Here is a 19978-nt window from a genome sequence, read left to right as displayed (position 1 = left end):
CGAGCGGTCACCCGGACGGGGGCGAAGTGCCTGAATTCACAGCAGAGGGGACTTCGGGTCCACGGCGTCGGGACCAAGGACCCTGGATGATGGACACATGTCCCGCCTCCCCGCCGTCCCCGCGCTGCGTCGCCGTGTGGACCGGTGGGCCGGGTCGCCGCGGGCGCTCGACGCCGTCGCCGCGCTGAGCGCCTTCGCGCTGATGCTGCTGGACGTGCCGGGGCTCGCCCGGGAGGACAACTCCCTCACCGGCGTCACCGCCACCCTGGTGCTCGGCGCCGGCGCCGCGACGCTGCTGCTGCGCAGGCGGGCGCCGTGGGTGCCGTATCTCGTGGCGCTCGGCCTGATGGGCTGGCTCCACGAGGTGACCATGATCCAGTTCGCGCTGTACTCGCTCGGCCGCTTCCGGGGCCGGCGGGTCGCGGTCGGCGCGACCCTGCTGTACGTCGCGGTGGCCTACGGCTACTTCCAGGCCGTGCCCGGATGGTCCGGCCTGCACCACGGGGAGACGCTCAGCGACTTCCTCAGCCTCGTCGTCCCCATCGGCGTGCTCGCCTCCGGCGTCGGCGTCGCCGCCCACCGCCACGACCTGGTCCGCGCCCTGGAGGACCAGCGGCGGGAGGCCGCGGCCCGGCAGGCCGTCCAGGAGGAGCGGATCCAGGTCGGCCGGGACGTCCACGACCTGGTCGGACGCGAGCTGACGGTCCTCGCGGTGCGGGCCGAGGTGCTCGCCGTACGGGCCCGGGGCGACGCCCACCAGAAGGACTTCGAGGAGCTCGCCGACACCGCCCGGCGCGCCCACCTCATGCTGAACGAGACGCTCGTGCGGCGCGCCGACCGGGAGGGCGCCACGCCGGGCCTGGAGGGGCTCGCGGACCTCGCCGCCGAGAGCGAGCGGATGGGCAGCCCGGTGGAGCTGGACATCGCCGAGGAGGTCAAGGCGCTGTCGCCGCTGCGGCAGACCGCGGTCCACCGGGTGGTCCGGGAGTGCCTGACGAACGCGGCGAAGCACGCCCCCGGCCTACCGGTCCGGGTCGCGATCGGCGTCGTGGGACCGGAGCTGTGGATCGAGGTCCGCAACCCCCTCCCCGACACCCCGCCCGACCGCGCCCCGGTCTCCACCGGCACCGGACTCGTCTCGATGGACGAACGGGTCGCCAGCATGGGCGGCACCCTCGCGGCCGGCGAGAAGGACGGCGGCTACGAGGTCCGCGCGACCCTCCCCTCGGGCCTGCCGGGCTGAGGCGCCCCGCGGTCGCGGAGGCGGACGCCGAGGCGGACGCCGAGACGGTCGTGGAGGCGGCGACCGAGGCGGTGGCCGAGTCGGTCGCGGAGGCGGCGGCAGAGGCGCTCGCGGAGGCGGTGGCCGAGACGGTCGCGGAGGCGACGGCCGAGACGGTCGCCGAGGCGGTCGCCCCCCCCCGGCGTACGGCGGGCCGCGGGCGCCGAGAGGGGTGGGTCCGCGCTCCTGTCGGTGCGCCTCCGTAGACTTGACCCCGTGAGTGACCCGAGCGACCGACGCGACTTTGCCGACGAGCCCGCCGACGACATCGACGACGACTTCGACGACCTCGTCGGCGAAGCCACCGACCGAGACCCCGACCTGGCGGTGATCGAGGCCGGCAGCCGCACCCTGCGCGCCGTGGCCGGTCCGCCGCAGGGCGACCCCGTGCCGACCCGCCCCGAGGACCCGGAGCTGGACAAGGCGCTGCGGGAGGTCGAGGCCGAGCTCGCGACCCGGTGGGGCGAGACCAAGCTGGACCCCTCGGTGCAGCGGATCGCGGCGCTGATGGACGTCCTGGGGGAGCCGCAGCGCGCGTACCCCTCGATCCACATCACGGGCACCAACGGCAAGACCTCCACCGCCCGCATGATCGAGTCCCTGCTCGGCGCCTTCGAGCTGCGCACCGGGCGCTACACCTCGCCGCACGTGCAGACGATCACCGAGCGGATCAGCCTGGACGGCGCCGCGATCTCCGCCGAGCGGTTCATCGAGACGTACCAGGACGTCAAGCCGTACGTGGAGCTGGTCGACGCCCGGGAGGAGTACCGCCTCTCCTTCTTCGAGGTCCTCACCGCCATGGCCTACGCGGCCTTCGCCGACGCCCCGGTCGACGCGGCCGTCGTCGAGGTCGGCATGGGCGGCACCTGGGACGCGACCAACGTGATCGACGGCTCCGTCGCCGTGGTCACCCCCATCGACCTCGACCACACCGACCGGCTCGGCTCGACCACCGGCGAGATCGCCGGCGAGAAGTCCGGGATCATCAAGCAGGGCGCGACCGTCATCCTGGCGCAGCAGCCGGTCGACGCCGCCCAGGTGCTCCTGAAGAAGGCCGTCGACGTCGACGCCACCGTGGCCCGTGAGGGCATGGAGTTCGGCGTGGTCTCCCGTGAGGTGGCCGTCGGCGGCCAGCTGCTGACGCTGCGCGGCCTCGGCGGCGAGTACGACAACATCTTCCTGCCCCTGCACGGAGCCCACCAGGCGCACAACGCGGCCGTGGCGCTCGCCGCCGTCGAGGCCTTCTTCGGCATCGGCGCCGAGCACGCCCGCACCCTGGACGTCGAGACCGTCCGTCGCGCCTTCGCCCAGACGGCCTCACCGGGCCGCCTGGAGGTCGTCCGCTCCTCCCCGACGGTCATCCTCGACGCCGCGCACAACCCGCACGGCGCCCGCGCCACCTCCGAGGCGGTCTCCGAGGCCTTCGGCTTCTCCCGGCTCATCGGCGTCGTCTCCACCAGCGGGGAGAAGGACGCCCGCGGGCTTCTGGAGGCCTTCGAGCCGATCTTCGCCGAGGTCGTCGTCACCCAGAACTCCACCTCCCGCGCCACCGACGTCGACGCGCTCGCCGCGGTCGCCGTCGAGGTGTTCGGCGAGGACCGGGTCGTCGTGGAGCCGAGGCTGCCCGACGCCCTGGAGACGGCGATCACGCTCGCCGAGGAGGAGGCCGAGTACGGCGGCGCCGGTGTGCTGGTGACCGGTTCGATCTTCACGGTCGGCGACGCCCGGCTGCTGCTCAAGAGGGGCTGACCCGGACATGCGCACGCTCTGCTCCTCGACTCTCATCGGCGAGTTCTTCGTCATCGGCTTCGCCGGTCTCGTCGCCATGAAGGACGCGTCCCTCGCCACCTCCACGGTCTGGTGGGTGTGCGGGGTCGCGATGGTCCTGTCGGTGCTGCTCTGCGGGATGATCACCCGTCCCGGGGGTGTCCAGCTCGGCTGGGCGCTGCAGATCGGGCTGATCGTCAGCGGTTTCTTCGTGCCCGTCATGTACTTCCTCGGGGCCGTCTTCGCCGTGCTGTGGTGGTGCTCGGTGCACTACGGGCGCAAGGTGGACGAGATCAAGGCCCGCTGGGCCGCCTCGAACGCCACGGCCCAGGGCTCCGCAGGGCCTGACGCTGCGTGACGGAGAGCGGTGCGGGCCCTGTAGATTCGTCAGGCCCGCACAAACCTCCCGAAGGAGTTCCCCCCGTGAGCCAGCGCACGCTCGTCCTGCTCAAGCCCGACGCGGTCCGCCGCGGCCTCGTCGGCGAGATCATCGGCCGCATCGAGCGCAAGGCCGGCTGGACCCTCGCGGCCCTGGAGCTGCGCGAGCTGGACCAGGAGACGCTGGAGCAGCACTACGGCGAGCACAAGGGCAAGCCCTTCTACGAGCCGCTGATGGGCTTCATGTCCTCCGGTCCGGTCGTCGCGCTCGTCGTCGAGGGCGAGCGGGTCATCGAGGGCGTCCGCCAGCTGGCCGGCCCGACCGACCCGATCGCCGCCGCCCCGGGTTCCATCCGCGGCGACTTCGGCACCATCGTCCGCGAGAACCTCATCCACGCGTCGGACTCCGAGGAGTCCGCCGCGCGCGAGCTGAAGATTTTCTTCCCCGGTCTGGTCTGACGGCCGGACCCGCCCTCCGGCTGACCACCCGTCAGCCGAACGGCAGCCGTTTGTGGGGCGACCGAAGGAATTCGGCCGCCCCCAGGCATATGAACGCCGAACCCGGGAACGGATCGCCGCGTCCTACCGTCACCTAATACAGAGGTGGGCCAGCGCGCGTCATCCGCGTGAGCGGCACTACGATGAAAACTCTTCGCCGCACCACCCTCAGCCATGGGAAACAAGGGGAACTTCATGTCGTTCATCGGCCGTGACATGGCTGTCGACCTCGGGACCGCCAACACGCTGGTGTACGTCAGGGGTCGAGGCATCGTCCTCAACGAGCCGTCCGTCGTCGCGATCAACACCAACACCGGCGGAATCCTCGCGGTGGGTGCGGAGGCGAAGAAGATGATCGGCCGGACCCCCGGCAACATCGTCGCCGTCCGCCCGCTGAAGGACGGCGTCATCGCCGACTTCGAGATCACCGAGCGGATGCTCCGCTACTTCATCCTCAAGATCCACAAGCGGCGCTACCTCGCCCGCCCCCGGGTCGTGGTCTGCGTGCCCTCCGGCATCACCGGCGTCGAGCGCCGCGCGGTCATCGAGGCCTCCACCCAGGCCGGCGCCCGCCAGGTGCACATCATCGAGGAGCCCATGGCCGCCGCCATCGGTTCCGGCCTCCCCGTCCACGAGGCCACCGGCAACATGGTCGTCGACATCGGCGGCGGAACCACCGAGGTCGCGGTCATCTCCCTCGGAGGAATCGTCACGGCACAGTCCATCCGGGTCGCCGGCGACGAGCTGGACAACGCGATCATCCAGCACATCAAGAAGGAGTACTCGCTCCTCCTCGGCGAGCGCACCGCCGAACAGATCAAGATCACCATCGGTTCGGCGTACGACCTGGAGCAGGACGAGCACACCGAGATCCGCGGCCGCGACCTCGTCTCGGGCCTCCCCAAGACCGTCGTCATCTCGGCCGCCGAGGTCCGCAAGGCCATCGAGGAGCCGGTCAACGCCATCGTCGACGCGGTGAAGACCACCCTCGACAAGTGCCCGCCGGAGCTCTCCGGTGACGTGATGGACCGCGGCATCGTTCTCACCGGAGGCGGCGCCCTGCTGCGCGGCCTCGACGAGCGGCTGCGCCGGGAGACCGGCATGCCGATCCACATCGCCGAGGACCCGCTGGACTCGGTGGCGCTCGGATCCGGCAAGTGCGTCGAGGAGTTCGAGGCCCTCCAGCAGGTCCTGGACGCCCAGCCGCGCCGCTGACCCCACGGCCGGGCGCGAGCCCGTACGGTACGAACACCTGCACAACGAACCACGAGGAAGGGCACGGCCGCCGCACGTGAGGGACACACGAGAGAGCCGGCTGCTCCTGGTGCTGCTGGTCGCCATCGCGTTCGCGCTGATCACGGTGGACATCCGCGGCGGCCAGGAGTCGCCGGTCGACGGCGCCCGGCAGGCCGCCGCCGCCGTCTTCGGCCCCGTCGAGAACGGAGTCGCGTCGGCGGTCGACCCCATCGGCAACGCCATAGGCGCCGTCCGCGACTCCGGCGAGCGCAACACCCGGATCGCCGCCCTGGAGAAGGAGAACGCCGAGCTCAAGGTCGAGCTCGGCAGCGACGACCGCAACCGCAACCGGCTGCGCGAACTCGACTCCCTCCTCAAGACCGCCGGAGCCGGCCAGTACGGCATCAAGGGCGCCCAGGTCATCGGCATAGGGTCGGCCCAGGGCTTCTCCTGGACGATCACCATCGACGTCGGCGCCCGCGACGGCATCCAGCGCGACATGACCGTCCTCAACGGCGCCGGACTCGTCGGCCGGGTCACCACCGTCGGCCCGACCACCTCCACGGTCCTCCTGGCCAACGACCCCGACTTCACCGTCGGCACCCGGATGGAGAAGACCGACGAACTCGGCTTCGCCACCGGCCAGGGCGACCGTCCGCTGCTCGTCCAGCTCCTCAACGGCAAGGCGAAGGTCAAGCCGGGCGACCGCCTCGTCACCTTCGGCTCCGCCGGCGCCCGGCCCTTCGTGCCCGGGGTGCCCGTCGGCGAGATCATCCGCGTCGACCCGATGGGCGGCGGACTGACCCGCAACGTCTACGTCCGCCCGTACGTCGGCTTCAGCAAGCTCGACATCGTCGGCGTCGTCGTCCAGGCACCGCGCTCCGACCCCCGCGACACGGTGCTCCCGCGGAAGCCCAAGCCCGCGCCGACCGTCACCGTCACGGTCACCGCGAAGCCGCCGGCCGAGGGCGAGCAGGCCCAGGGGGAGAAGGCCGAACAGCCGCTCCGGAACGAGGACCAGACGCAGGACCAGGCCCAGCGACCCGCCCAGAACCCGGGCCAGGCGCAGGACCCGGACCAGACGCAGGACCAGAACCAGGCGCAGGACCCGGCACAGGCTCAGAACCCGGACGACCAGGGGGACGCGACACCGTGAAGCTCAACCGCATCCTCCTCTCCGCGACCCTGATCGTCGTCGCCCTCGTCGTCCAGGTCTCCGTCCTCGCCCGGCTCCAGCTCCCCGGCGCTGTCCCCGACCTCGTCCTCCTCACCGTCGTCGCCCTCGCGCTCGTGCACGGCCCCGTCACCGGCTCGCTCGTCGGCTTCTCCGCCGGCCTCCTCGCCGACCTGGCCCCGCCCGCCGACCACGCCGCCGGCCGCTACGCCCTCGTGCTCTGCGTCGTCGGCTACCTGGTCGGCCTGGTCCGGCCCGAGAACGGCCGGTTCACCTCCGCCGTCGGCCCGATGGCCGCCGTCGTCGGCGCCGCCGTCGGCTCCACCCTGCTCTACGCGGGCGTCGGCGCCCTCGTCGGCGACACCGCCGCCCGCCACGTCGGCCTCGGCTCCCTGCTCTTCACCGCCGTCCTCTACGACCTGCTGCTGGCCCCCTTCACGGTGCCGCTCGTCATGGCCCTGGCCCGGCGCGCCGAGAACGACCCGGTCGCCGACGCCACGGGGGCGGGCGCGGGCGACGTCGCCTCCGGCTGGCTCTCCTCCGGCACCGGCCTGAGGATCGGCACCCAGCGCGGCGGCCTGCGCGTCAAGGCCGCCCGGACCCGCGCCGGCCGGGCCGGACGCATCAAGGGAGTCAAGCGACTGTGACCGAGGGGGCAACGGCAGCATGAGCAACATCCCCGAGACCGGAAGGACCCCCCGGGTCCAGACCCGGCTCGTCGTCATCCAGGTCCTCGTCTTCTCGCTGCTGCTCACCCTGGGCGGCCGGCTCTGGTACCTCCAGATCCGCAACGGCAAGGAGTACGCCGACGAGGCCAAGAGCAACAACATCCAGCAGGTCGTCACCCCCGCCGTCCGCGGCTCCATCCTCGACGCCCGCGGCGTCCCGCTCGCCGACAACGAGACCCGGCTCGTGGTCTCCGCCTCGCGCACCGAGCTGATGAAGATGAAGGACGACGGCAAAGCCGTCCTCACCCGGCTCGCCGGCGTCCTGAACATGAAGCCCGAGGATGTCGCCAACAAGATCCGGCTCTGCGACTCCAAGACGCCCAAGCCCTGCTGGAACGGCTCGCCCTACCAGCCGATCCCGGTCACCGACGAGGCCACCGTCCAGCAGGCGCTCACCATCCGCGAGAGCACCGAGGACTTCCCCGGCATCACCGCCGAGCTCACCGCCGTCCGCCGCTACCCGGCCCCCGGCAAGGCCCGCACCGCCCAGGTGCTCGGCTACCTCTCGCCGGTCACCGACGACGAGATCACCAAGGCCAAGGACACCGACTCCCCGTTCCTCCGCTCCGACCAGGTCGGCCGCTCCGGCATCGAGCGCACCTACGACAAGGAGCTGCGCGGCAAGGCCGGCGTGACCCGGTACGAGGTCGACAACCTCGGGCGCGTCATGGGCCAGACCAGGTCCGACCCCGGCGTGGCCGGTTCCACCCTCGTCACCAGCATCGACGCCCGCGTGCAGGCCGTCGCCGAGTACGAGCTCGCGCAGGCGATGAAGACGGTCCGCGGCGAGACCGACAAGATCACCGGACGCAAGTACGAGGCCGACTCCGGCGCCGTCGTCGTCATGGAGACCAAGACCGGCCGGGTCGTCGCCATGGCCTCCCAGCCGGACTACGACCCCAACGTCTGGATCGGCGGCATCTCCGCCACCGACTACGCCGCCCTCACCAGCAAGAAGTCCAACTACCCGCTGCTCAACCGCGGCATCCAGGGCCAGGCCCCGGCCGGCTCCATCTTCAAGGTGATCTCCGCGAGCGCCGCCGTCCGGGCCGGCTACGACTTCGACGACAAGTACAACTGCAGCGCCTCCTACAGCCTCGGCAGCCGCAGCTTCGCCAACTTCGAGTCCCAGGGGCACGGCCCCATCACCCTCGGCGACGCCCTCAAGTTCTCGTGCAACACCGTCTTCTACGCCCTCGGCCACAAGGAGTGGCAGAAGGACGGCGGCATCACGGCGAACAAGGACGCCAAGGACTGGTTCTACGTGACCGCCCGCGACTTCGGCCTCGGCTCGGAGACCGGCATCGACCTGCCCAACGAGGTCAAGGGCCGCATCCCGGACCGCCAGTGGAAGCAGGCGTTCTGGGAGGCCAACAAGGACGCCTGGTGCAAGCAGGGCAAGAAGGGCGGCAGCTACGTCGAGCAGATCGCCTACGAGAACTGCCTCGAAGGCAACCAGCTGAAGGCCTACGACAGCATCAACTTCGCCATCGGTCAGGGCGACGTCCTCGTCACCCCCATCCAGATGGCCACCATCTACGCGGCCATCAGCAACGGCGGCACCCTCTACGACCCCTCCGTCGGCAAGGCGATCATCAGCCCCGACGGCAAGCGGGTCCGCGAGATCGAGCCCAAGGCCCACGGCAGGCTGCCGGTCGGCGCCAAGACCATCCGCGACCTCGACAAGGGCCTGCGCTCGGTCGTCGAACCCGGTGGCACCGCCGCCTGGCGCTTCGGCGGCTGGCCGCAGGACAAGATCCCGATGCGCGCCAAGACCGGCACCGCCCAGGTCTACGGCAAGCAGACCACCTCCTGGCTCGCCACCTACACCGACGACTTCACCATCGTCATGACCATCTCCCAGGGCGGCACCGGCTCCGGCGCCTCCGGCCCCGCCGTCCGCAACATCTACGACGCCCTCTACGGCCTCGACGACGCGGGCAACCAGGACCTCAAGCGCGCGCTGCTGCCCAAGCCGCAGAAGACGCTGCCGAAGGTCAACGCCGACGGCACCATCGACGCCCCGACGATCAAGGCGTACGACCCCAAGTCCCAGCTGGTCGACCCGACGAAGCAGAACGGCGCCGCGCCGCCGCCGCTCGCGGGCACGCCCGCCAACAGGAGGGACTGACCCGATGACGACGCGGAGCACCTTCTCCGTCTCCCGGTACGCCCCCGAGCGGGGCGCGGTCGCCCGGCTGACCGCCCGCGACTCGGTGCTGCGCCGGCTCGACTGGCCGATCCTGCTGTCGGCCCTGGCGCTCTCCCTGATCGGCTCGCTGCTGGTCTGGTCGGCGACCCGGGGCCGTACCGAGCTGAACAACGGGGACCCGTACTACTTCCTCTTCCGGCACCTGCTCAACACCGGCATCGGCGTGGCGCTGATGATCGGCACGGTCTGGCTCGGCCACCGCACCCTGCGCGGGGCCGTCCCGGTCCTCTACGGCCTGTCGATCGTGCTGATCCTCGCCGTCCTCACCCCGCTCGGCGCCACCATCAACGGCGCGCACGCGTGGATCGTGATCGGCGGCGGCTTCTCGCTCCAGCCCAGCGAGTTCGTGAAGATCACGATCATCCTGGTGATGGCGATGCTGCTGGCCTCGAAGGTGGACGCGGGCGACCAGCTCCACCCGGACCACGGCACCGTCGCCAAGTCCCTGGTCTTCGCGGCCCTCCCCATGGGCATCATCATGCTCATGCCGGACCTCGGCTCGGTCATGGTGATGATCGTGATCGTGCTCGGCGTGCTGCTCGCCTCCGGCGCCTCCAACCGCTGGGTGCTCGGCCTCATCGGCTCCGGCGTCGCCGGCGCGGTCCTCGTCACCACCCTCGGCATGCTCGACGAGTACCAGATCAACCGCTTCGCCGCCTTCGCCAACCCCGAGCTCGACCCGTCCGGCGTCGGCTACAACACCAACCAGGCCCGCATCGCCATCGGCTCCGGCGGCCTGTACGGCGCCGGCCTCTTCAACGGCCACCAGACCAGCGGCCAGTTCGTCCCCGAACAGCAGACCGACTTCGTCTTCACCGTCGCCGGCGAGGAACTGGGCTTCGTCGGCTCCGGCTTCATCCTGCTGCTCCTCGGCGTCGTCCTGTGGCGGGCCTGCCGGATCGCCCGCGAGACCACCGAGCTGTACGGCACCATCGTCGCCGCCGGCATCATCGCCTGGCTCGCCTTCCAGTCCTTCGAGAACATCGGCATGAACCTCGGCATCATGCCGGTCGCCGGCCTCCCGCTGCCCTTCGTCTCCTACGGCGGATCCTCCATGTTCGCCGTATGGATCGCCGTCGGGCTCCTCCAGTCGATCCGGGTGCAACGACCCATGACCGCCTGACGCCCCGACCGCCGGAACCGACGCATACCGCGCCGCCCGGCGGTTAGATTCCCCCTATGGCGGAGACCAAGCGCGAGATCGAGCGGAAGTACGAAGCCACCGCGGACACCCGGCTGCCGGACCTCACCCGGGCGACCGGGGTCGCGTCCGTGACGGCCGAGGGCGTCACGGAACTCGACGCCGTCTACTACGACACGGCCGACCTCCGGCTCGCCGCCGACTCCCTCACCCTCCGGCGCCGCACCGGCGGCGCCGACGCCGGCTGGCACCTCAAGTTCCCGGTCGCCGCCGGTGTCCGCGACGAGGTCAGGGCCCCGCTCACGGAGACGCTCCCGGACTCCCTGGCGGGGCTCCTGCGCTCCCGCGTCCGGCACGCCGGAGTCGTCCCCGTCGTCCGCCTCCGCTCCTCCCGCGACGTGCGGCACCTCAGGGGCGAGGACGGCACGATCCTGGCCGAGGTCTCCGTCGACACCGTCCGCGCCGACCGCCTCCTCGCCGGCGACGGGACGGCCGCCTGGACCGAGATCGAGGTCGAGCTCGCGGACGACGCCGACCCGGCGCTCCTCGACGCCGTCGGGAAACGCCTCCGGAAGGCCGGCATCCACCCCTCGGACAGCCCCTCCAAGCTGGCCCGCGCCCTCGACGAGACCGGCCTCGCCCCCGAGCCCCGGCACCCGGCCGAGACGGACGGCGACGGCACCGCGCGCGCCGCGGTCCTCGCGTACGTACGGGAGCAGATCGACGCCCTCGTCCGCTTCGACCCCGCCGTCCGCCGCGACCTGCCCGACGCCGTCCACCAGCTCCGGGTCGCCTGTCGGCGGCTGCGCAGCGCCTTCAAGACCTACCGCCAGGTCCTCGACCGGGACGTCACCGACCCGATCGGCGCCGAGCTGAAGTGGCTCGCCGGCGAGCTCGGCCACGCCCGCGACCAGGAGGTCCTCGCCGCCCGCCTCGCCGAGGCCCTCGACGGGCTCGACCGCGAACGGATCCACGGCCCGGTCCGCGGCCGGCTGCGCGCCTGGGACCGGAGCCGCTCCACCGGCACCCGCAGCCGCGTCCTCGACGCCCTCGACTCGCCCCGCCACCTCGCCCTCCTCGACGCCCTCGACCGGCTCCTCGCCGACCCGCCGCTGAAGCCGGCCGCCCGGAAGAAGGCCGCGAAGGTGCTGCCGAAGGCGATCCGGCGCGACTACCGGCGGCTCGCCGACCGGATCGGCCCCGCCCTCGACCTCGCCCCCGGCCACGACCGGGACCTCGCCCTCCACGAGGCCCGCAAGGCCGCCAAACGGGTCCGGTACGCCGCCGACGCCGCCGTACCGACCCTCGGCAAGCCCGCGAAGAAGTTCTCCAGGAGGATGAAGTCCGTCCAGAGTCTCCTCGGCGACCACCAGGACGCCGTCGTCGCCCGGGGCGCCCTGCGCGACCTCGCCGCCGAGGCGGAGGAGGCCGGCGAACCCTCCTTCACCTGGGGCGTCCTGTACGCCAGGCAGGAGGCGGCCGCGGCGACCGCGGAGCGGCGACTGCCGGACGTCTGGGAGCGGGCCGCGGCCCCGGATCTCCGCGCGGCGCTGAGCCGCTGAGCGCGGGGGTACGCTTGAGAGTCGCCCCCTGCCAGCTCACGAAGGTTCGAGATGTCTGCTGCCGAGTCTGTCTTCCCGCAGCTCGAAGCTCTGCTCCCGCACGTGCAGAAGCCGATCCAGTACGTCGGTGGAGAGCTGAACTCCACCGTCAAGGTCTGGGACGAGTGCGACGTCCGCTGGGCGCTCATGTACCCGGACGCGTACGAGGTCGGCCTGCCCAACCAGGGCGTCATGATCCTCTACGAGGTGCTGAACGAGCGCGAGGGCGTCCTCGCCGAGCGCACCTACAGCGTGTGGCCGGACCTCGAAGAGCTGATGCGCGAGCACAAGGTGCCGCAGTTCACGGTCGACAGCCACCGTCCCGTCGGCGCCTTCGACGTGTTCGGCCTGTCCTTCTCCACCGAGCTGGGCTACACCAACATGCTCACGGCCCTCGACCTGGCGGGCATCCCGCTGGAGTCCAAGGACCGGACGGTCGACCACCCCATCGTGCTCGCCGGCGGCCACGCGGCCTTCAACCCCGAGCCGATCGCGGACTTCATCGACGCGGCGATCATCGGCGACGGCGAGCAGGCCGTCCTCGACATGACCGAGATCATCCGCGGGTGGAAGGCCGAGGGGCGGCCGGGCGGCCGCGAGGAGGTCCTCCTCCGCCTCGCGAAGACCGGCTCGGTCTACATCCCGGCGTTCTACGACGTCGAGTACCTGCCGGACGGCCGCATCGGCCGCGTCGTCCCCAACCGCTCGGGCGTGCCGTGGCGCGTCTCCAAGCACACCGTCATGGACCTCGACGAGTGGCCGTACCCCAAGCAGCCCCTCGTCCCGCTCGCGGAGACCGTCCACGAGCGCATGTCCGTCGAGATCTTCCGCGGCTGCACCCGCGGCTGCCGCTTCTGCCAGGCCGGCATGATCACGCGCCCCGTGCGGGAGCGAAGCATCACCGGCATCGGCGAGATGGTCGAGAAGGGCCTCAAGGCGACGGGCTTCGAGGAGGTCGGCCTCCTCTCGCTCTCCTCCGCCGACCACACCGAGATCGGTGAGATCGCGAAGGGCCTCGCGGACCGCTACACCGAGGACAAGGTTGGCCTGTCCCTCCCCTCGACCCGTGTCGACGCCTTCAACGTCGACCTGGCCAACGAGCTGACCCGCAACGGCCGCCGCTCGGGCCTCACCTTCGCCCCCGAGGGCGGCTCCGAGCGCATGCGCAAGGTCATCAACAAGATGGTCTCGGAGGAGGACCTGATCCGGACCGTCGCCACCGCGTACGGCAACGGCTGGCGTCAGGTGAAGCTGTACTTCATGTGCGGCCTGCCGACCGAGACCGACGAGGACGTCCTCCAGATCGCCGACATGGCGATCAACGTCATCGCCAAGGGGCGCGAGGTCTCCGGCCAGAACGACATCCGCTGCACCGTCTCCATCGGCGGCTTCGTCCCCAAGCCGCACACCCCCTTCCAGTGGGCCCCGCAGCTGTCGGCCGAGGAGACGGACGCCCGCCTCCTCAAGCTCCGCGACAAGATCCGCGGCGACAAGAAGTACGGCCGCTCGATCGGCTTCCGCTACCACGACGGCAAGCCCGGCATCGTCGAGGGCCTGCTCTCCCGCGGCGACCGCCGCGTCGGCGCCGTCATCCGCGCGGTCTACGAGGACGGCGGCCGTTTCGACGGCTGGCGCGAGCACTTCTCGTACGACCGCTGGATGGAGTGCGCGGAGAAGACCCTCCCCGAGTACGGCGTGGACGTCGCCTGGTACACCACCCGCGAGCGCTCCTACGAGGAGGTCCTGCCCTGGGACCACCTGGACTCCGGCCTCGACAAGGACTGGCTGTGGGAGGACTGGCAGGACGCCCTCGACGAGACCGAGGTCGAGGACTGCCGCTGGACCCCGTGCTTCGACTGCGGCGTCTGCCCGCAGATGGACACCCACATCCAGATCGGCCCGACCGGCAAGAAGCTGCTGCCGCTGACCGTGGTGAAGTAGCCCGGTACCGGTAACGCCTTGGTGACGGCCCGGCGGAGGGGAAACCCTCCGCCGGGCCGTCGTCGTCCATCCGGGCATGAACACGGAAAATCCGGGCTGCCTCACGGGAGTGGCGCGCGCCGTCGCCCTCGTGGTCGTCCTGCCCTTCCGGCTGCTGTGGGACGCCCTCGCCTGGTGCGGCCGGCAGCTCCGGCGCCGGGTCCTCGCCCCGATCGGCCGAGCGGTGGGGTGGCTGCTCCACCTCCTTCTGGTCGTCCCCCTCCAGTGGCTGTCGGAGTGGGTCCTCGCCCCGATCGGCCGAGCGGTGGGGTGGCTGCTCCACCTCCTTCTCGTCGTCCCCCTCCGGTGGCTGTGGGAGTGGGTCCTCGTCCCCGTCGGCAGGGCCCTGTGGTGGCTCGTCGACCTGCTGCTCGTCACCCCGCTCAGGTGGCTCTGGAGGCACGCCCTCGGCCCCGCCTGCCGCGTCGTCGGCGCCGTCCTCTCCTGGGCGTGGCGGGTCGCGGGCGGCATCTCCCGGGCCGTCGGCCGGGCCCTCCGGTACGCGATCGTCCGGCCCCTCGCCCGGGTGTACCGGACGGTCCTCACCCCCGTCGGCCACGGGCTGCGCCGCTACGTCGGGGAGCCCGTCGCCGCCGCCGCCCGGGCCGTGCGCGCCGCCGCCCGCGAGGCGCGGACGGCGCTCTTCGGCGGCGTCCGCTGAACCGCCGCCGACCCCGCCGGGGAACCCGAGGTGGCCCGGGCGCGTACTCTGGGTAGTACAGAGAACGTCCCCGGCGCGGCCCCCGCCCCCGAGATCTCCCCGCATCGAGCGGGGGTGGTCCGGGCAGGAGCCCACGGGACGCCCCGAGAGCTTCCGGGCGGAGCGCCACCCGCGCCCGCCCCGCACCGAGGAGAAGAACCACTGGGCAAGCGACAGCCCGAAGGCCCGCCGCCCGCACCGGCGGTGCAGCGCATCCGTCTGCGCTACACCAAGCGCGGCCGCCTCCGGTTCACCAGCCACCGCGACTTCCAGCGCGCCTTCGAGCGCGCCCTGCGACGCGCCGAGGTGCCCATGGCGTACTCGGCCGGATTCACCCCGCACCCCAAGGTGTCGTACGCCAACGCCGCCCCCACGGGTACGGGCTCCGAGGCCGAGTTCCTGGAGATCGCCCTCACCGAGCGACGCGACCCCGAGACCCTGCGGGTCCTGCTCGACGAGTCCCTCCCGGCCGGCCTCGACATCACCGACGCCGTGGAGGCCCGCACCTCGGGCCTCGCCGACCGGCTCACCGCCTCCGTGTGGGAGCTCCGGCTCGATGGCGTCACCGTCGACGACGCGCGGAAGGCCGTGGAGGCCTTCCTCGCGGCCGAGACGGTGGAGGTTCAGCGCAAGACCAAGAACGGCATCCGCACCTTCGACACCCGCTCCGCCGTCGCCGAGCTCGTCGCGGACCGTCCCCAGGGTGATCCCCAGGGTGATAGGCCCGCCGACGATGCCTGTGCGATACTGCGGCTGGTCGTTCGGCACGTGACACCCGCCGTGCGACCCGACGACGTCCTGTCCGGTCTCCGAGCTGTGGCCGACCTGGCGCCGCCGGTCCCCGCAGCGGTGACCAGGCTGGCGCAGGGGCTCTTCGACGAGGAGTCCGGCACGGTGACCGACCCGCTCGCGCCCGACCGCGAGGCAGTCACGGCCGCAGCAACCACGGCCGCCGCGACCGCCCCGGCGACGGCGCCGGAGGCAGGCCCCGCGTAGGGGACGGAGTCGAGCGCAGCCCTGGCACTCGGGAGCCACCTGGGTCGGGCAGCGCACTGACCAGGAGACTTTCGCCAGGCCGTACGCAATCGGGCGTACGGAACCGGCGAGCCAGACATTCAGCTCCCGTGCGGCGCCCGCGCCCCGGACGGCGGCACCGCGCACGACGCGCGTCCGTGCCGCCCACCGGAATCCGACGCGGCGCCCGGGAGCGTGACGGGAGAACCGCCCGCATGCTCGAAGAGACCAACGAGACCAACGACAACGCCCCCGGTGACAAGCTGCCGCCGCGCCGCCGGCGCCGCGCCGCTTCTCGGCCCGCCGGCCCGCCGGTGACGGCCGCCGGCGAGACCGCCGAGGCCACCGAGGCCGTGGAGACCGCCCCGGTCCCCGCCGCCGAGCCGGAGGCCGCTCCGGCCCGCACCCGCCGCCGCGCCACCCGCAAGACGGCCGCGCCCGCGCCGGTCGCCGAGGAGACCGCCGCCGAGGCGCCCGCCGCCGCGCCGGCCGCCACCGAGGCCCCGGCCACCGAGGCCCCCGCTGCCGAGCCGGAGGCCGCTCCGGCCCGCACCCGCCGCCGTGCCACCCGCAAGGCCACCGCGCCGGTGACCTCCACCGCCCCGGCCGAGGAGGCCGCCGCGGAGGAGCCCGCCGCCGAAGCCCCGGCCGCCGAGCCGGTCGCCGAGGCCGCTCCGGCCCGCACCCGCCGCCGTGCCACCCGCAAGGCCACCGCGCCCGTGACCTCCACCGCCCCGGCCGAGGCCGAGGAGACCGCCGAGCCCGAGGCCGCCGCCGATGCGCCGGCCGCCGAGCAGGCGGAGCCGGCCGTCGAGGCCGCCCCGCCGGCCCGCACCCGCCGCCGTGCCACCCGCCGCGCCGCCGCACCCGAGACCGCGGTCACCCCGGACGTCGCGGCCGAGCTCGCCGCGCCCACCTCCGGCGAGTCCCTGCCCGCCGACACCGTCGAGGAGATCGCCTCCCACGGTGCCGACGTCGCCGCCGCCGAGACCGCCGCCACCCGGGGCCGCGGCCGCCGCCGGGTCAGCACCCCCCAGTTCACCTCCGAGCCGGTCACGGCCGAGGAGGCCCCGCGCCGCCGCCGCGTCGAGCGCCCGGCCGTCGCCGTCTTCCAGGCCCCGGTCTTCTCCGAGCCCATGTTCCAGACGCCGGAGACCGCCGCGTTCGCCGCCGCCGTCGCCACCGAGGCCGAGGAGGAGGAGCCGGAGGAGACCGTCGTCGAGACGGTCGAGGCCGTCGAGCCCGCCGAGCGCGCCGAGACCGGCTCGCGCCGCCGCCGTCGCCGTCGCGGCGAGCCCGTCGCCGTGGAGCCCGTCCCCGCGACCGTCGCCGACGAGCCCGAGGTCGAGCACGTCGCCGACGAGACCGAGGCGGACGAGGCGGACGAGGCGGAGGACGCCGACGAGTACGGCGACCGCCCCTCCCGCCGCCGCCGTCGTGGTGGCCGCCGCCGTCGCCGCGGCGAGTCCGCCGAGGCGGAGGAGTCCGAGGAGACCGAGGACGCCGACGAGCTCCACGCCGAGACCACCGACGAGGACGAGGAGGCCGAGGAGGAGGACGAGTCCGGCTTCCACGGCTCCGCCAGCTCCCGTCGCCGTCGCCGCCGTCGCCGCCGCAGCGGTGACGCCGCCGGCGAGGCCGAGGCGACCGAGGAGGACGGCGTCCGCACGGTCGTCAAGGTCCGCGAGCCCCGCCCGGCCCGCGAGAAGGCCGAGCCGTCCGACGAGGTGCAGTCCATCAAGGGCTCCACCCGCCTGGAGGCCAAGAAGCAGCGCCGTCGCGAGGGCCGCGAGCAGGGCCGCCGCCGCGTCCCGATCATCACCGAGGCCGAGTTCCTCGCCCGCCGCGAGGCCGTCGAGCGCGTCATGGTCGTCCGCCAGAACGGCGAGCGCACCCAGATCGGCGTCCTGGAAGACAACGTGCTCGTCGAGCACTACGTCAACAAGGAGCAGGCCACCTCGTACGTCGGCAACGTCTACCTGGGCAAGGTCCAGAACGTGCTGCCGTCGATGGAGGCCGCCTTCGTCGACATCGGCAAGGGCCGCAACGCCGTCCTGTACGCCGGCGAGGTGAACTTCGAGGCGCTCGGCATGGGCCACGGCCCGCGCCGCATCGAGTCCGCCCTCAAGTCCGGCCAGTCGGTCCTGGTGCAGGTCACCAAGGACCCGATCGGCCACAAGGGCGCCCGCCTCACCAGCCAGGTCTCCCTCCCGGGCCGCTACCTCGTGTACGTCCCCGAGGGCTCGATGACCGGCATCAGCCGCAAGCTCCCGGACACCGAGCGCGCCCGGCTGAAGACCATCCTCAAGAAGATCGTCCCCGAGGACGCGGGCGTCATCGTGCGCACCGCCGCCGAGGGCGCGAGCGAGGACGAGCTGCGCCGCGACGTCGAGCGCCTGCAGGCGCAGTGGGCCGACATCCAGAAGAAGGCGAGCCAGATCTCGACCTCCGCGCCGAGCCTGCTCTACGGCGAGCCGGACATGACCGTCCGGGTCGTCCGCGACATCTTCAACGAGGACTTCTCGAAGGTCATCGTGAGCGGTGACGAGGCCTGGGAGACCATCCACGGCTACGTCTCGCACGTCGCGCCCGACCTGGCCGACCGCCTCCAGCGGTGGACCAGCGAGGTCGACGTCTTCGCCACCTACCGGATCGACGAGCAGCTGATGAAGGCGCTCGACCGGAAGGTCTGGCTGCCGTCCGGCGGCTCGCTGGTGATCGACAAGACGGAGGCGATGATCGTCGTCGACGTCAACACCGGCAAGTTCACCGGCCAGGGCGGCAACCTGGAGGAGACCGTCACCAGGAACAACCTGGAGGCGGCCGAGGAGATCGTGCGCCAGCTGCGGCTGCGCGACCTCGGCGGCATCGTCGTCATCGACTTCATCGACATGGTCCTGGAGTCCAACCGCGACCTGGTGCTCCGCCGCCTCCTGGAGTGCCTGGGCCGCGACCGGACCAAGCACCAGGTGGCCGAGGTCACCTCGCTCGGCCTGGTGCAGATGACCCGCAAGCGGGTCGGCCAGGGCCTCCTGGAGTCCTTCTCCGAGACCTGCGTCCACTGCAACGGCCGCGGCGTCATCGTCCACATGGAGCAGCCGGCCACCCACGGTGGCGGCGGTGGCGGCAAGCGCGCGAAGAAGCGCGGCCGCGGCGGGGACGAGCACGCGCACGAGCACACCCACGAGGCGCACGAGGCGCACGAGGCCGAGGTTCCGGCGGAGGCCGAGACCGCGGCCGAGGTCGCGGCCGAGCTGGCCGCTCCGGTGGCCGTGCCGGTCCCGATCGCCCCGGACGAGGAGCTGTACGGCTCCGTCGCCGAGGCCGAGGCCGCCGCCACCCGCGGCCGCGGCCGCCGCCGTGCCACGCGCAAGGTGACGGCGCCGGCGACCCCGGCTCCGGCCCCGACGCCGATCGCCGAGCCCGCCCCGGCCGCCGAGGCCCCGGCGGCCGAGCCGGTCGCGCAGGAGACCGTGGAGGCGGCGCCCGCGCCGCGTACCCGCCGCCGGGCCACCCGCCGGGTGACCTCGCCGGTCGTCTCGACCTCCGAGGCACCCGCCGCCGAGGCCGAGACCGTCGTCGCGGCCCCGGAGCCGGAGGCCGCAGCGGCCCCGGAGCCCGCCGTGGAGGCCGCCCCGGCCGCGGAGCCGGTCGCCGAGCCCGTCGCCGAGGAGGCCCCCGCGGCCGCCGCGCCGCGGGCCCGCCGCCGGGTGGTCCGCAAGGCCACCGCCCCGGCGGGCGCCCCCGCCGGCGCCGAGGCCGCCGAGATCGTGGTGGCCACGGCCGCCCCGGCCGAGGCCCCCGCTGTCGACGCCGAACCGGCCGCCGAGCAGGCCGGCGAGTCGCCCTCCGAGGAGACCGAGGCCGCCCCGGCGGCCAAGAAGGCCGCCCGGAAGACCGCGAAGAAGGCCACGGCCAAGAAGGCCGCCACGAAGAAGACGGCGGCCAAGAAGACGGTGGCGAAGAAGACCGTGGCCAAGAAGGCCCCGGCCAAGAAGACCGCGGCCCCGGCCCAGGACTGACGCCGGAGCCGTCCCGGTGGGCCCTCGGAAGGGGGCCCACCGGGACGGTCCGCACCCGCACGGGCGAATTTGACCCTCTGTGCCAGCCGCCCGTAACCTAGACCGTCGGCGTGTCTATGACGCGCCGCGCCTCTGAGCACCCCCCTCCCGCTCGTCGGGAGAGGCCGCTCGTCCGATCCGGATCGCCGTGGGCCCAGGCCCGCGCGTGGGCGGCTGGCGTCAGAGGTCCCCATTACCGAGTGAGA

Annotated in this window: 14 protein-coding genes; all 14 read left to right on the top strand. The window is 72.9% G+C overall.

Annotated elements, in window-relative coordinates; genetic code table 11:
* The first annotated feature begins 97 nt into the window (after positions 1-97).
* On the top strand, positions 98-1243 hold the full coding sequence (locus ACFZCF_RS03880) for an ATP-binding protein (RefSeq protein ID WP_391284415.1): 1146 nt from the start codon (positions 98-100) through the stop codon (positions 1241-1243).
* A 255-nt stretch (positions 1244-1498) separates the two neighbouring features.
* On the top strand, positions 1499-3031 hold the full coding sequence (locus ACFZCF_RS03875; protein ID WP_391284413.1) for a glutamate ligase domain-containing protein: 1533 nt from the start codon (positions 1499-1501) through the stop codon (positions 3029-3031).
* Positions 3032-3038: 7 nt separating this feature from the next.
* Positions 3039-3407, top strand: coding sequence for a DUF4233 domain-containing protein (locus ACFZCF_RS03870; RefSeq protein ID WP_388440910.1), 369 nt, complete (start codon positions 3039-3041; stop codon positions 3405-3407).
* Between the two features lie 65 nt (positions 3408-3472).
* Entirely contained in the window at positions 3473-3886 is a 414-nt protein-coding gene (gene ndk / locus ACFZCF_RS03865; RefSeq protein ID WP_056558929.1) for a nucleoside-diphosphate kinase, read from the top strand.
* A 234-nt stretch (positions 3887-4120) separates the two neighbouring features.
* Positions 4121-5140 (top strand): rod shape-determining protein, encoded by a 1020-nt coding sequence (locus ACFZCF_RS03860; RefSeq protein ID WP_019886273.1) that lies wholly within the window; start codon positions 4121-4123, stop codon positions 5138-5140.
* A 76-nt stretch (positions 5141-5216) separates the two neighbouring features.
* Entirely contained in the window at positions 5217-6317 is a 1101-nt protein-coding gene (gene mreC / locus ACFZCF_RS03855; protein ID WP_391284410.1) for a rod shape-determining protein MreC, read from the top strand.
* Positions 6314-6982, top strand: coding sequence for a rod shape-determining protein MreD (mreD, locus tag ACFZCF_RS03850; RefSeq protein ID WP_388440904.1), 669 nt, complete (start codon positions 6314-6316; stop codon positions 6980-6982). Before mreC ends, mreD begins: the two co-directional genes overlap by 4 nt.
* Positions 6983-7001: 19 nt before the next feature.
* Complete coding sequence (gene mrdA, locus ACFZCF_RS03845; protein WP_391284409.1) at positions 7002-9194, top strand: penicillin-binding protein 2; 2193 nt, start codon at positions 7002-7004, stop codon at positions 9192-9194.
* A 4-nt stretch (positions 9195-9198) separates the two neighbouring features.
* The gene (gene rodA / locus ACFZCF_RS03840) at positions 9199-10398 is read left to right on the top strand and encodes a rod shape-determining protein RodA (protein ID WP_388440898.1); all 1200 of its coding nucleotides are present in this window, start codon (positions 9199-9201) and stop codon (positions 10396-10398) included.
* A gap of 56 nt (positions 10399-10454) precedes the next feature.
* A complete protein-coding gene (locus ACFZCF_RS03835) occupies positions 10455-11978 on the top strand; it encodes a CHAD domain-containing protein (protein WP_391284406.1) in 1524 nt (507 codons plus the stop codon).
* Positions 11979-12029: 51 nt separating this feature from the next.
* Positions 12030-13958 carry a TIGR03960 family B12-binding radical SAM protein gene (locus tag ACFZCF_RS03830; RefSeq protein ID WP_388440891.1) on the top strand — a complete coding sequence of 643 codons (1929 nt, stop codon included), beginning with the start codon at positions 12030-12032 and terminating at the stop codon, positions 13956-13958.
* A 76-nt stretch (positions 13959-14034) separates the two neighbouring features.
* Entirely contained in the window at positions 14035-14658 is a 624-nt protein-coding gene (locus ACFZCF_RS03825; protein WP_391284404.1) for a hypothetical protein, read from the top strand.
* A 243-nt stretch (positions 14659-14901) separates the two neighbouring features.
* A complete protein-coding gene (locus ACFZCF_RS03820) occupies positions 14902-15693 on the top strand; it encodes a TIGR03936 family radical SAM-associated protein (protein WP_388440885.1) in 792 nt (263 codons plus the stop codon).
* 233 nt (positions 15694-15926) lie between these two features.
* Complete coding sequence (locus ACFZCF_RS03815) at positions 15927-19733, top strand: Rne/Rng family ribonuclease (RefSeq protein ID WP_391284402.1); 3807 nt, start codon at positions 15927-15929, stop codon at positions 19731-19733.
* Positions 19734-19978: the final 245 nt, after the last annotated feature.

This window comes from Streptomyces sp. NPDC007945 (assembly GCF_042958885.1).
Classification (GTDB): domain Bacteria; phylum Actinomycetota; class Actinomycetes; order Streptomycetales; family Streptomycetaceae; genus Streptomyces.
This window is presented reverse-complemented; position numbering and strand designations above follow the sequence as displayed.